Raw genomic sequence first — 12,829 nt, 5'->3', positions numbered from 1 at the left:
GCTACGATCTGTGACTCAGTAAACCGTGACTTCTTCATGGTGATCTCCTGCTTTTTTGTGGCAGAAAACTCCAGTTTAGACTGTCTCAGCATAGGGGAAGTGGACAAAATCATTACTGACAACAGCCGCGAAGACTGCGACACCCCCGCCCCATTTGAAACAAAAAAAGGCCCCTACCTGGAGCCCCATCACGTCCACCGCCTCGCCGACGGCGGCCCCGATCATCCCAAATTCGTCATCGCCCTCTGCCTCACCTGCCACCGCCGCGCCCACTACACCGTGGATGCAGCCACATTCAACCAAACGTTGGTTGAGAAATTGGTGGGGATCGAGGGGTGAGTAACTGCACCAAGAATCCGGTTAGATTGTTGGTGCGGTTATTTCTACAAATCAAATAGAATCAATCCAAGCAGATGTATGCAAAAGGATTATCAAGTAATTGAAATCGCTTACAAACACTATGAATGCTTCTTATAGTATCATCGATATTGTCTAAGCGTTGCATTTCTATTCCCGGATATTTGTTCCTATATTCATAGTGAACAATCAAGGTGAACAAACCAGCTAATGCTAAAAGCACATTATTTAAATTAGCTTTCGCATAATTCTTCGACCTATCATGCTTCACCTTGTTATGGTACACCCACCAACTTGGCCGTTTCTCTTCAGTAACTTCCGCCCAAGGCTTAAAATTTCGCTTTAGACCGGCACAACTCACCTGTTGATCAACAAACTCTGGCATATGTTCAACAATAATCTCTAGGCAACTGCACATGTTCTTAGGCTTAGATTTATTATCTGTTAATAGCCCGCATAGCAATTTCATGACGACATCGACTTCAGAGCAAATTGAAAGATACAATCGGGTTAATTCAATTGAATACACTTTAAAATTGTCTTCACTGATTTCAATGTATCGTGAAAGTTTATCAATATCATCCTCGAAGGTTTTGTAATAAGCGAGAAAATTTACCTGGCTCAATTGCTATCCTCTTTCACTTCAGTTCTATCAAACCATCCTATCGAACCTACATTTTTGTTGAAACACTAACCGCTTCTCAAGCATAAAAAATGCTTGACCTTTGAAGCTGATCCATAGGTCCTCGCTTCGTTCACAAGCCAATTATCTTCCTTACGCATACTTGTCGGCAAACCCACTTCACAAATTGTGCTTCTGACAGCTGAACTTACTGTTTTTAAAAAGACTATTAATCGCATTGCCATCTCGTGTGTGATATCGGGATTTTACCTTGTGTTTTAACCGCATGAGTACATGAACACTGTCCTTTTCGACAGAGCGGGCTTACAAGACAGGCGTATTGCAATTTATTACTTTCACTCTTCGACTACTGTCGAAGTACACAGGTTGATGTTGAGGTGTAATTTGCATAACATCACCGGCCATTGTGACATGTCACAACGATGAAAACGATTAAAAGTGCTATAGATTTAATATGTTTACAGAGAAGAAAACTAACGATATGGACTACAAACCACTCGCAAAATTGTTCACCAGTGCAGATATCAGCAAGGTTGCCAAAGGCAATTACAGCACTGTAGTCGAACTGCAAGAGTCCTTCGATGAGTTAGCTGATCTCGATACATTACAAGACATCTATGAAGAGGCTTATCGCCTGCTGCGGCTGAAATACCCGAACGAGTATGTTGTAAAGAATACAATTGCCAATCGCATTTTGCTCGGAAAGCACTCAATGAACACTGCCAGCATGTTGAGTGAATTGCGCATTGGCAGCAACAAAGCTGACTGTGTCGTCGTAAATGGCCTTTCTACTTGCTACGAAATCAAAACCCAGCTTGATTCTTTGAAGCGATTGCCCGATCAGCTCCATGCGTACACCCGTGCGTTTGACAAAACCTATGTTGTTACACACGAATCCCACCTAAATTCAGTTCTTAAACTTCATGATGACATGCCTGTGTTCGGGATTATTAGAGCGAACAAAAATGGCAACTTAAGCCGGCCAATCAAAGAAGCACCTCTGAACACAGAATTTGATCTTGAACTCATGTACTACTCGCTTCGCAAGTCTGAATACACAAACATTGCCAAAACGGTGCTTGGCAAAGAACCAGAAGTGCCTTGCTATGAGCTTTTCGACTACTGCAAATCAGTCTTCTGCTCACTCCCTTCAGATAAAGCCAATCAGCTTTTCAAAGAGAACCTGAAGCATTTTCGCAAGAATGATCACAAATTCATCAATTCGTTGCCAGAATCACTAAAAAACATAGGTATTAGCTACAAGATCGATAGAAAAGGGAAAAACAGTATCATAAGCTCTTTGTTGAATAACATAGAACAACAAAGAGGCTATACGAATGTACTTTCCATACCTACGTGGTAAACAATATGAACTAGAAGCACTTCGAACTGTTTCTCAAGGGGACTATTCACACGGATTCATTCCTATCATTGAACCTGTCAGAGATAAAAGCGACCAACTTTTCGATACTCTCGAAGTGCTGAATGATAACGACATTGAGCCAATCATTATTATCAATCCTCAAGTTGATGAACTTGTTGGAGTTGATCCATTAAGCTATTCATCCCACCTAAAAAAACACTTTTCATTTTTGAAATGCATTGCAGTTACTGATATCAATTTCAACTCTGTAAAACAGATTCTTGATATTTTAATATCAAATAATAAAGAGTATTGCCTTTATTTTAGAGAAACAATTCAAGACGATATTTCATTCTACTTGAAAAATTCAACATACAATATATTTAATATAACCAAATGTAGTGATGTATTTATTCACAATGCACCTAATGTTGTTGTTGTTCAGGATGCATTTCCAAGTGAAACAAAAAATGAACTATATGGTGACCAAGTACGAAAATTTTCATCAATCAACATCGAATATAAAACGAAGTATGATGCTATAGGTTTTGGCGATTACATGATCAAAACTGAAAAATATAAATCAGGTGGTGGTCCCGCTATTGCCGTAACTATCCATTTAACATTTGTTGATCATCGAGGTAAATATGATGTGCATATTAAGCATTGCACTTCTAATGCTGAAGATGGTACTTCTAATCAGCTGAAGAAATTTTTAGAAGCACTTGGGAAGCTCATATATTTCACATCAAATAATTCTGACACCATTCTTGATAGCCAAGGACTAAAGAAATTTAAAGATTTGCACCAAAGCAATCATTACCCTGGCTTAGGAAAATCGCTTTGTTATTCACTCATACACCACATTGAAACTCTATCTGAATTTTCATTAAGAAATAAATAAGCAATCTGATGTTATCACTTAACTTTTAAGCACCATAGATCACAGTATTTATGGTGCTTATTCTATTTTCATTGGTAAATGTGATATTAAATCAAACGCTTACGCTTGAATTCTTCTCGATGATGTTTCATGTAAACTTGTTGCTGTGGTGAGATCGAATATGCTTTTTGAACATCTATCCCCCACTGCGCAAGCACTGCTACATCAAGCTCTGGCGCAATTATAATTTTCCCGTCTTCTGAGAAGATTATCAGGTATCTATCGAAAAGCTTGTCGGTGTGCGGTGACAGCAGCAATCCATTGTTCCCATCCAGCTTTTCATCGTCATCCGATAACGACCACGGCTTAATATGACTACCAATCATAATGCTAGGTACGTGGTCTTTCACACCAGTGACAACACATTGACCGCCACAAACTTTTGATACTTCCTGTTTGAAGTATTCCTGGCCAACATGCCTTTCTGTTGTTCCTGCTGCCGAAGTCTCACTTGGTTTACTCAACTGCGAAGGTTAGGCCGAACGGAGTTCGCTTTGTTTACACACATACTATAAACAACAAGTGGTAGCCAACTGAGTAAGTATAAAATCACCTACACGAACACGAAAAACAAAAAGAATCGGTCGGTCCCTATCTCGTCGGAATTCTACCAAGAGATATTCAAGCCAACCTCTGGTCAGTTGTTTGAAGAGTGCTATACGCCATTTTGTTATCTGCTGAAGACAAAAGTTTTTCACGATATCCCAACCGGCCAGGCTACCCATGTTTTGCGTCATACTTTTGCCAGCCACTTTATGATGAATGGCGGAAACATCCTGGTGTTGAAGGATATCCTCGGCCATGCTGATATTGGCATGACGATGCGCTATGCTCATTTTCCCCAGAGCACCTTTCAGATGCGATCAGCAAAAATCCTCTCGCCCATCTCTGATTTCCCTCCTGAAAAATGACTACATTTTGTCTACGTTCGTGAAAAAATCGGTAAAAAATAGCATGGAATAGCTGTATAACCATACAGAAAATACACAATAGAAGTAATTTAAATTACTGTTTTTTAAATGGATTAATAATTTTTCATGACATTCTTCGGCATGTCTTCGCAGAGCGCGATGGACAAGCATTCGGCGGTGTTGCCAACTATCGTGCCGCTGAAGGAAAAACCGTCCTATTGCCATACCGTGGCCCGGTGGAAAACACCATTCAAGATATCATGGGCGGCGTGCGCTCAACCTGCACCTACGTTGCCGCAGTGAAGCTGAAAGAGCTGACCAAACGCACCATCTTCATCCGTGTACAAAAACAAGAAAACAACGTGTACGGAAGAGAGTAATTGGTTTTTCCGAGGTATTTGAGGCCGCTTTTAAGCGGCCTCAAATACCCAAATCGCCAAGTGTCTACACCTGATATATTTTCTCGCAGAAACCATGATTTCTCCGTTCCCTTTCTCACCCTCATGTAACCAAAATCTAAGAATATTTTTTACATTCAGATCAAATGGCATGACAGCAAAAACCACAATAAAACCTTAAGTAATTTCCTGTTAATTATCATATTAATTAAAAATGAGGCTGAAGCCTCACCAAGAATCCAGTCCATCTCTCTCCTGTTATTACCGCTGTTCCAGACATAATAATAAATCAGTCATCTATTCGAAAAAATCATTTATCACCTGAATTCAAGGTCATGATAGATAAATTTCGCCAATGCTTACAAATATAATACGAGGATGGAATATAAATCAGTTCCAGCAGAAACAAGGCGGAAAATTTCAGAGACATCTCATAAAACATAGACAGCATTTCCACTTGAACGAAAAAGATAAATGAATTGCTGATTAAAATAAAAGCCATCAAATAACGATTCTTGAGCGACGGTGTGCCATAAACACAAGCGGCTGTGCCCCAAAGGGCAAATACGATAGAAACCATACACCATGCCGCCCACAGATTGGCAAACAGGTAGACATTTGAGATCTCATAAAGATCAGTCGTCCTTCCTGAAGAAAACATTGCCATCAGAATAAAAATCGCCAGAAGAAGCCAGAAGTATATTTTCCCAATATTCATGCCGTCGTAAGCCTTTCACATTCAAAAACATCGTGTGCTTTCATCATGCGACCCATTGATATAAAACATTGAGCACAGATGGACTAACCGGAAAAAAAATAGTCAATTCCATAAAAACACCCATTCGCATTCATCAGCCGGATGCAATTACCGCAACACTTTCAACGTTCGTCACAATCTTTCACCCGTTTCTGCATGTTGATTCAGAAGGCATTCATGCTACATTGGCGGCTGGTTTTTGATTGAAGGCAACAAAATTTTCCATGCTTACGGAATGGTTCAACTCCCATCAGATTGATGTTCAACGCCTGATCGACCTTGGTGAAGCACTGGGTCTGATCGCCGCGATTTCCATTGTGATTCATTTGATCCTGCATCGCGGGGTGATTCTGTGGTTAAACCGGTTTACCGGACACAGTGAAACCCTCTGGCACAAGGCGGTATTCGGCCAGAAATTATTCAGCCGCTTTGCCCTGCTGATTCAGGGGATTGTGATTGCAATTCAGGCACAGCTCTGGCTTTCCGATGAAAGTGCCATCTATGAGATTCTGCAAACCCTCACCTCACTGTGGATTGTCCTGTACGCACTTCTGACACTTTATGCCGTGCTCGGCGTGATTGAAGTGTTACTGGGTCGTACTCAGGCCGGGCGTAATCTGCCGCTGAGAGGTATTTCTCAGAGTCTGAAAATCATCTTCTTTATCGTGGCGGCTCTGATGAGCACATCGATTCTGATTGGAAAGTCTCCGGTGATCCTGCTCAGTGGTCTGGGTGCAATGACTGCCGTGATCATGCTGGTGTTTAAAGATCCCATTCTGGGTCTGGTCGCGGGTATTCAGCTTTCGGCGAATAAAATGCTCAGTGTAGGTGACTGGCTGGAAATGCCAAAATACGGCGCAGATGGGGATGTCATTGATATTAGCCTGACCACAGTGAAAGTGCAGAACTGGGATAAAACCATTACCACAATTCCAACCTACGCGCTGATTTCTGATTCGTTTAAAAACTGGAAAGGCATGCAGCAGTCTGGTGGGCGGCGCATAAAACGCAGCCTGTTGATTGATGCCACCAGCGTGCACTTTCTTTCGGAAGATGAGACCCGATACCTGCGAAAAGCACAGCTGCTCGAACCTTATATAAAAGATAAAGTGGAAGAGATCAGCCGCTATAACGAGCACAATCGCTCTGATCTGGCTTGCCGGATTAATGGTCGCCGTCTGACAAACATTGGCAGCTTTCGGGCTTATCTGGAACGTTACCTGCGTCAGAATCCCAATATCCATCAACACATGACGTTGATGGTGCGTCAGTTACCGCCCACGCATGAAGGCATTTCACTGGAAATTTACTGCTTTACCAACACCACGGTCTGGGTGGAATATGAGCGCATTCAATCGGACATTTTCGATCATCTCTATGCCGTAATGCCAGAGTTCGGATTACGTGTTTCTCAGGCACCCACGGGTCATGATTTCCGTGAGTGGCGAGCGTCAGCCAATCAGCAGCGACCCAAAAATGCTGAGGCTGTTGCAAGTGAGTACCAACCCGCCGCCGATTCAATGAGAATGAACTAACCGGCCACTCGGCGATTTCACAACCTTCATCAGACAGCCACGTCATTGGATGTGGCTGTCTTTTCATGTGCTCAACCACAACGGCTTATCCACTTCTAACATCACGACAGCTCAAGCTTTCAAGTGGATGGTCGCCATAAGCATCTGTCATTTTTCAATTTTGGATCTTCATGATGAAGCTAATTTCTTTTGCATTGATTCCCTTTCTCGCGATACAAACGCAAATGGCGTTTGCGAATTCATTCAATCAAACCACTTGGGTTGAAATACAGAATAATAAACGGGTGAGTTATACCAGCTTTCAAAATACAGAATCATCAGAATATCGTGCAACAACACTGTATAGCCGGTTCTCAAAGGAGCAACATGATAGACTTCAGCAGATTTCAGATAGTTTATTGCTCATTCAACAAAGTCTGGTGCCATCAACAGATGGATATGTCCTCAAAATCGTTCAAGACACTTACAATGAAAATCTTATATGGACTATCCAAAATACTTCTGGTTTGAAAGTCACGAAAGCACAACTCAGAAAAGGAATCACCCTGTCTCAAAAAGAAGGGGAACGTTATCAGCATCAATTGAAACAGTCCTCAAAAACCGTCGCGGCAAGTATCAAACAAGATCGCTATACAGCAACCCTGACCCGCACGATGACGGATTCCCCTTCAATTGCCATTCAATGGCCGGGCCAGTGTAACCCTGAAACATTGCCAGAACAGACAGATGTGCTGGTGAACGACGTGACAGTGAAGATGAAAGTCAGTTGTGATGCAGAAAACCAGGTCACAACAAGCCTGCCTGAATCACCGGAAGCGCTTCAAGTGTTACGTCAGCAATTTTCCCGTTATGCATGGACGACAATCAAATTGCCACAGAAAAAAGACGAAGTGAAATTCTGGACGGTCAACTTCCAAGAAAGCTGGGACACTTTCATTCAATCGCCCGTATTTGCCTATTGATGAGAACTTCAGGGACCTCAATATTGAGGTCCCCTGACGTTGAGGTGCCTGTTTGGCTGGATCTTCTCAACCTGTCAACCTATCAACCTATCAACCTATCAACCTATCAACCTATCAACCGCTCACATTTTCGGCAGACTTTTTCCAGAATCAACGCACCGAAGACAGGCAAGCAATAAAATATCGCGTTTGTCGCAACGAAAATCAGATGCTCGGCTTTCGGCGCAACCAAAAGAAACCAATGCATTTTTCTGTCAAGACCAAGAAAAGCAGCCACCAGCACATACAGAACCGGCAGGTGTTTCACTTGCAGTCGGAGCGCCAGAGCGATCGACACCATCAAGGCCGCCACAATCGTCGTGCCATGCGCAATGCGCCCGAAGGTAAACTGAAATACCAAAGCCAGAATAATCATCATTCCAAGATAGATGATCGATTTCTTCAAGGCCGTCTTTAACCCACTCATATGGCTCCATGATCATTTCAACACGATATCTCTACCCTTATGGCGCTCTGATCTGATGATTTCTTAAATGTGGCTGACAATAAACAGAGCAAGAATCAAGGGACAGACACTTGATTCAGTTGTGCCTGTCCCTTTATCAGAGGTCAAACCTGCCGCAATGCCCACCCGCTCGCAGATTATCGACTGACCTCAGAAAAGTGTCTGTCCCCGTAAGCATGTTCACCTACAATCATCGCGATGAGTTCAATTGACCGAGTTCATTCGATCAAAAGCGAGTCAATCAACCGAACCGGCGAAACAAAAACACCTCAATACCATCGCATCAAAATATATTTTTCTCATTCAATTCGAACGATGATGAAATATTTGTATCGTTCATGACCGTATTCACGGAGATTACGATGAATCCAATGATTTTATTGATTCCTGCATTATTTCTGTTTTATGCCATCCAGAGTTTTGCTTCCAATCATGCCTGGTTATTTGCGCACAGAGCAAACAGCCCGGCATCCGTCAATCATGCAATTGATGACGGGCTAAATGCGATAGAAATTGATATTACCCATGCCTCGGAAATTTCTCCCCGTATTCGGTGCAGTCGAGAAGAATGGTGTGCTTATCACCGGGGAGATCAGAAAGCTTATAATTTGTCGGAAGTACTCAACATCGCCAATACAGGGACAGGCAACAACGGAGCACGTGAAAATAAAATCGGTGCCGTCTGGCTGGATATCAAATCAGGACATCGCTCTGAGGCGGAGTACCAGTCACTCATACATCTTGTCTACCACACGCTAGGCACCGGTGATGGCACACTGCGAAAGTTTTGGGGGGTATGGCCCATCAGCCAGCTAAATACGGTCTATACAGAAGTCGTCAGAAAAGACATTTCCCGCTTTCAGCGCCAGCAAGAAAGTACGTTTCTGATTGAAGTCGACAGTAACAGAGACAGCAATACAGCCGCAGACACCTGCAAAACATGGGGGATACAGTGTGGCCTGTCTGCCGGGAACCCTTTTTTAGGTGCGCTGGGTACACATACCGGGCCTTCCTGGGACATGAATAATCTCAATTATCTCAGCGGCGATATTGAACACAAAACGCACATCAACGCTGTCTTTTTATGGACTTTGAATTGGGATGGCCCCTATGAAGATGACATGGTAAGGCTTTTATTCGGCCACCGTCGATACTGGGAATATTTAGCCGGATTCAACTGGCAGTGCGGGCAGGAAGGTAATGGGGTGATTATCGGCCCCATCAACTCAGTCTACGCAGAAAGTTTTTGTACCGAGGACAACCCGAACGACGCCTGCTCTGTTTCGATGGCATCCGTCTATTCCGGGCCAAATAGGCTCGGTGATCGGTATTCAGATATCGGTCAGCCCAGAAATGCTTACGCCAGTCAAAACGCATTCAACTGTAATGCTTATGATTCGGTTGATTCAGGCTTGTGAAGCCTTCCTGCCTTGAAGCCTTGAAGCCTTGAAACCTTGAAAGCATAGGCTCGTCCCTTGAAGATGACTCAGCATCACTCAAGGGACGAGTGACCCACCGTATTTACGCCCTTAATTTTTCAGCCTTGGCGGTTTCAAATCACTCCACACACCTGCGCCGCGTTTAGCCGGAACAGATTGAGGGACAGCTTGCAAAGCTTTTGTATCCAGTTTCGCGTCCTGTTGTGTATTCTGCTGATAAGTAAACAGCTGACACTTGGGCAAAGATTTGGCTGTGCACATTTGGCCAACTCTGTCCCAGGTGTCTTTTGCATCCGGTTTTTGCGTGCGAAAACTCGTGTAATTCTGGCTGACAATCGGCGCATTGGCTGTCGTGGTATCACCGGAAAAATAAAAAGACTGAGGATGCCGATACCATGCACCGGTATTTGCATCCGGTGACGCATTTTTATTGAATGCATACCCAAACAAAATCGGCTCTGGCCCTTGCAGCGTCAGGGCATAGGCCTGAACTGAGCCATTCAGCAACTCACTGCGCGTCGCACTGTAGGGCAAATGTTTGATGAAATCACGTCGCGGCGGATGGTTCTCTGGCGAAAACAAGCAGCATTCCGGCATATCCGCTGGCCTGTCTTCCGGATATGTCAGGAAATAAGCTTTATTCCCAAGCGAAATGAAGGAACAGGTGTAATTGTTGTTCTGAATCGGGAAAATTGGCAGGCAGTACTTGTTGTAATGCTCCATCATCGCACCTTCGCCATCCCCGTCTGCTGGCCGGTAAGTACTGTCGTAATAAGTGGTTCCGTACGACACCGTATAATCCTGAGCACTCAGTGTTGACGGCGGATTGGTATACGGCGGTGGATTATTCTGGTAGTTCTGAAACACTCGGAACATGGTCCAGTCGCTGACCCAGTATTCGGGATATTGTGGATCACTGGGATCCCCCGTCTGACGTTTTGGCAGACAAACACTCGCCGGTTCACAGCCGAGGGTGTTGTGAACCCCCATCGTGAAATAAACATCCGATGATTCTTCTGATGCGACAGGCGCTTCCGCCGCGACAGCTTGTCCCGCCATGCCCGCCATGCCAAAAGTGCCAAAAGTGCCCATCGAACCCAGGATCATTGCGATGAAAAAAAACAGCCCGTACCGGTATAAACTGATCCCTTGTTTCATGATTTGCCTCCCCTTCGGCTGATTAAACCAAGCTGGTTCTGCTGCGGGTCTGTAAACATGGCAATCGTCACCATTGTCTCGCCTAAAGGGACAGGCACCGCAGGCATGACGGTTTGACCACCCGATGCTTCAACTTGTCCCAGAGCAGCCTTCACATCATCCACTTCAATATAAAAACTGGCGAAATGATTGAATCCCGCTTTGTCGGCTGTTTGGGCAATCCCGCCCGCCGGCTCCAACGACTGGCCTGTACTGATGGTCAGAAATGGAGCATCAGAAGGGCCGGTCTCTTGAATCTGCCAGTCAAACAGCAACGCATAAAATTCATCCGCCAGACTGACCGGATCAGGCGTAACAATCTCGTTAAACCGGAAAGGCGATACCGGGACAGGCACAACTTGCCCGTCCCGGGTCACAGGCTCCATGACACCGACCTGATTCTGTTGCGGATCAGAAATCACCGCCAGCCGATACTGCCATTCCCCCAGCAACGACGACGTGGCAGGCATCACGATTTCTCCGCCCAGCGCGACAACGCGGGGCAAAAAGCTATCAATATCCTCGACCTGAACGTAAAACAACGTGGCCTGAGCAAACCCCGGTTCCGCCGAGGTTTGCGTCAGTAAGCCAACCGGCGCATCGCCGGGCCTGTCTGAAAGAATGGCAAACAACGCCCCCTGATCATCCATCGGCTGAAAGCGCCAGCCAAACACCTCACCATAAAAACGGCACAGCCCTGAAGGCGATGGGGTCACGATCTCATGAAAGACGAACAAGTTGCGCATCATTGTGCCTCCTTAAACGTTGGTTGCGACATACTGGAACGGCGGCGCAGCATGCACACCATTGCCCAGATCAATCGTCACCATTTTCTGCACGCTCAGACGCAGTTCATACATCAGCCCCATCGCATGATCCAACTGCTGCGGCTCCCCATTGAAGGTATGGTGCAGTGAATTCAGGAGTGAGGAATAGGTGTAATTGGTCTGATCCGCATAACGTCGGGCGACGCTGCCTGCCGGATAATCTTCCGCTTTGGCATTTTGTTTCAGGTTATATACGTCATCCGGATTCAATGGCACAGGCGCCCCACTGAACGACCAGCCCACCGGTGAGGCTTTATCTCTGACCAGCCGTTTGCCGTAGTAAATCTCAGCAAAGCGATAATAATGTGCCAGCTCACCCTCATCATCGACCGGCGACTTACTGCTGCCCTCTCCCTGATCCACAATCAATTGCAGCGCGCTGCAGGCACTATCCACATCTGTCACGGCCCACAGCTCATCAGATGGGAACCATTTGGTATCGACCAGTTGACGACTTTGATCGCCGGTAAAAATGCCGTTCCCTAACTGCGTGATCTTGTCAATAATCGCCTGATAGAATTCACCGATCGTGGTATAGGATGGATCGGCTGCCAGCATGAATTTCTCAACCGGAATATCAATCGGATTTTGTGGCTCCTCAATCGCCATAAAGACAGTTTTGACCTGTTCTTTGGTCAACGGTGCTAACGTGGCAACCAATCCACGATCTTCACCAACCCCCATGGGTAACGGCCCCGGGAAGGTCGGCACGAACCCGGGCTTATTAATTTGTGGTTTTCCACCAATCGCATTGAGCACATTACAGGCAATGCTCATGTGCAGCATTTCTTCAATCACCACACTGCGCACCAGATTCCCGGCTTCCACGTTCTGAGCCTGCTTCAGTGAAAACAGCCCTGTCAGGTAAACCGGAATCGTCGCATGCTCCAGTTCAATGGCATTTTGCAGGTAATAATGCAATTCCACGACATTGGTAATCCTGCGAATCTTTTCAACAACTTCCTTTTTAAGTTTCAACATGATCTTGCCCG

General features: G+C 44.9%; 13 protein-coding genes and 2 pseudogenes. 8 read left to right on the top strand and 7 right to left on the bottom strand.

Going from position 1 to position 12,829, the window contains the following annotated elements; genetic code table 11:
* Window positions 1-339, top strand: a 339-nt coding sequence (locus EA58_RS21380) for an HNH endonuclease signature motif containing protein (protein WP_161781046.1), incomplete at its 5' end; no start/stop codon positions are given.
* Window positions 340-400: 61 nt separating this feature from the next.
* Here EA58_RS21380 and EA58_RS13065 read toward each other — a convergent pair.
* Window positions 401-982 (bottom strand): hypothetical protein, encoded by a 582-nt coding sequence (locus EA58_RS13065; RefSeq protein ID WP_051642084.1) that lies wholly within the window; start codon window positions 980-982, stop codon window positions 401-403.
* Window positions 983-1,454: 472 nt separating this feature from the next.
* Between EA58_RS13065 and EA58_RS13060 the strand changes: the two genes are divergently transcribed.
* Both EA58_RS13060 and EA58_RS13055 read left to right on the top strand, forming a co-directional pair.
* Window positions 1,455-2,363, top strand: coding sequence for a sce7726 family protein (locus tag EA58_RS13060; protein WP_235199615.1), 909 nt, complete (start codon window positions 1,455-1,457; stop codon window positions 2,361-2,363).
* The gene (locus tag EA58_RS13055) at window positions 2,338-3,267 is read left to right on the top strand and encodes a sce7725 family protein (RefSeq protein ID WP_036753457.1); all 930 of its coding nucleotides are present in this window, start codon (window positions 2,338-2,340) and stop codon (window positions 3,265-3,267) included. Before EA58_RS13060 ends, EA58_RS13055 begins: the two co-directional genes overlap by 26 nt.
* Before the next feature lie 86 nt (window positions 3,268-3,353).
* On the opposite strand, the gene EA58_RS13050 is transcribed toward EA58_RS13055, so the two are convergent.
* Window positions 3,354-3,770 carry an HNH endonuclease gene (locus EA58_RS13050; RefSeq protein WP_152548023.1) on the bottom strand — a complete coding sequence of 139 codons (417 nt, stop codon included), beginning with the start codon at window positions 3,768-3,770 and terminating at the stop codon, window positions 3,354-3,356.
* A gap of 60 nt (window positions 3,771-3,830) precedes the next feature.
* Between EA58_RS13050 and EA58_RS21375 the strand changes: the two are divergent.
* Together EA58_RS21375 and EA58_RS21370 are read left to right on the top strand one after the other, a co-directional pair.
* Window positions 3,831-4,198, top strand: a pseudogene (locus EA58_RS21375) (tyrosine-type recombinase/integrase); the annotation flags it as partial.
* Between the two features lie 142 nt (window positions 4,199-4,340).
* A pseudogene (locus tag EA58_RS21370) lies at window positions 4,341-4,597 on the top strand (IMP dehydrogenase); the annotation flags it as partial.
* Window positions 4,598-4,925: 328 nt separating this feature from the next.
* On the opposite strand, the gene EA58_RS13040 reads toward EA58_RS21370, so the two are convergent.
* Complete coding sequence (locus tag EA58_RS13040) at window positions 4,926-5,333, bottom strand: hypothetical protein (protein WP_036753451.1); 408 nt, start codon at window positions 5,331-5,333, stop codon at window positions 4,926-4,928.
* 263 nt (window positions 5,334-5,596) lie between these two features.
* On the opposite strand from EA58_RS13040, the gene EA58_RS13035 reads away from it, so the two are divergent.
* Both EA58_RS13035 and EA58_RS21710 read left to right on the top strand, forming a co-directional pair.
* The gene (locus tag EA58_RS13035) at window positions 5,597-6,907 is read left to right on the top strand and encodes a mechanosensitive ion channel family protein (protein ID WP_081819649.1); all 1,311 of its coding nucleotides are present in this window, start codon (window positions 5,597-5,599) and stop codon (window positions 6,905-6,907) included.
* Window positions 6,908-7,077: 170 nt separating this feature from the next.
* Entirely contained in the window at window positions 7,078-7,869 is a 792-nt protein-coding gene (locus tag EA58_RS21710; RefSeq protein ID WP_161781045.1) for a hypothetical protein, read from the top strand.
* Between the two features lie 106 nt (window positions 7,870-7,975).
* Here the strand turns inward: EA58_RS21710 and EA58_RS13025 are convergent, their stop codons facing one another.
* Window positions 7,976-8,335, bottom strand: a complete 360-nt coding sequence (locus tag EA58_RS13025) for a hypothetical protein (RefSeq protein WP_036753446.1) — start codon at window positions 8,333-8,335, stop codon at window positions 7,976-7,978.
* Between the two features lie 401 nt (window positions 8,336-8,736).
* Between EA58_RS13025 and EA58_RS13020 the strand changes: the two genes are divergently transcribed.
* Window positions 8,737-9,792, top strand: coding sequence for a PI-PLC domain-containing protein (locus EA58_RS13020; RefSeq protein WP_036753443.1), 1,056 nt, complete (start codon window positions 8,737-8,739; stop codon window positions 9,790-9,792).
* Window positions 9,793-9,903: 111 nt separating this feature from the next.
* Here the strand turns inward: EA58_RS13020 and EA58_RS13015 are convergent, their stop codons facing one another.
* Genes EA58_RS13015 through EA58_RS13005 form a run of 3 tightly spaced genes read right to left on the bottom strand, consistent with a single transcriptional unit; the run spans window position 9,904 to window position 12,818 of the window.
* Entirely contained in the window at window positions 9,904-10,971 is a 1,068-nt protein-coding gene (locus EA58_RS13015; RefSeq protein WP_200872184.1) for a hypothetical protein, read from the bottom strand.
* Entirely contained in the window at window positions 10,968-11,759 is a 792-nt protein-coding gene (locus tag EA58_RS13010; protein WP_036753441.1) for a VOC family protein, read from the bottom strand. Before EA58_RS13010 ends, EA58_RS13015 begins: the two co-directional genes overlap by 4 nt.
* 9 nt (window positions 11,760-11,768) lie before the next feature.
* Window positions 11,769-12,818, bottom strand: a complete 1,050-nt coding sequence (locus EA58_RS13005; protein ID WP_051642082.1) for a ferritin-like domain-containing protein — start codon at window positions 12,816-12,818, stop codon at window positions 11,769-11,771.
* Window positions 12,819-12,829: the final 11 nt, after the last annotated feature.

Origin of the sequence: Photobacterium galatheae (genome assembly GCF_000695255.1) — a bacterium.
GTDB classification, from domain to species: domain Bacteria; phylum Pseudomonadota; class Gammaproteobacteria; order Enterobacterales; family Vibrionaceae; genus Photobacterium; species Photobacterium galatheae.
The sequence above is the reverse complement of the archived record's forward strand: the minus strand, read 5'-3'. Positions and strand labels throughout refer to the sequence as shown.

Coding starts and splice junctions, on each gene's coding strand:
- EA58_RS13060 (WP_235199615.1), top strand. CDS start 1,455: ATGTTTACAGAGAAGAAAACTAACGATATGGACTACAAACCACTCGCA.
- EA58_RS13055 (WP_036753457.1), top strand. CDS start 2,338: ATGTACTTTCCATACCTACGTGGTAAACAATATGAACTAGAAGCACTT.
- EA58_RS13040 (WP_036753451.1), bottom strand. CDS start 5,333: ATGAATATTGGGAAAATATACTTCTGGCTTCTTCTGGCGATTTTTATT.
- EA58_RS13020 (WP_036753443.1), top strand. CDS start 8,737: ATGAATCCAATGATTTTATTGATTCCTGCATTATTTCTGTTTTATGCC.
- EA58_RS13035 (WP_081819649.1), top strand. CDS start 5,597: ATGCTTACGGAATGGTTCAACTCCCATCAGATTGATGTTCAACGCCTG.
- EA58_RS21710 (WP_161781045.1), top strand. CDS start 7,078: ATGATGAAGCTAATTTCTTTTGCATTGATTCCCTTTCTCGCGATACAA.
- EA58_RS13005 (WP_051642082.1), bottom strand. CDS start 12,818: ATGTTGAAACTTAAAAAGGAAGTTGTTGAAAAGATTCGCAGGATTACC.
- EA58_RS13015 (WP_200872184.1), bottom strand. CDS start 10,971: ATGAAACAAGGGATCAGTTTATACCGGTACGGGCTGTTTTTTTTCATC.
- EA58_RS13010 (WP_036753441.1), bottom strand. CDS start 11,759: ATGATGCGCAACTTGTTCGTCTTTCATGAGATCGTGACCCCATCGCCT.
- EA58_RS13025 (WP_036753446.1), bottom strand. CDS start 8,335: ATGAGTGGGTTAAAGACGGCCTTGAAGAAATCGATCATCTATCTTGGA.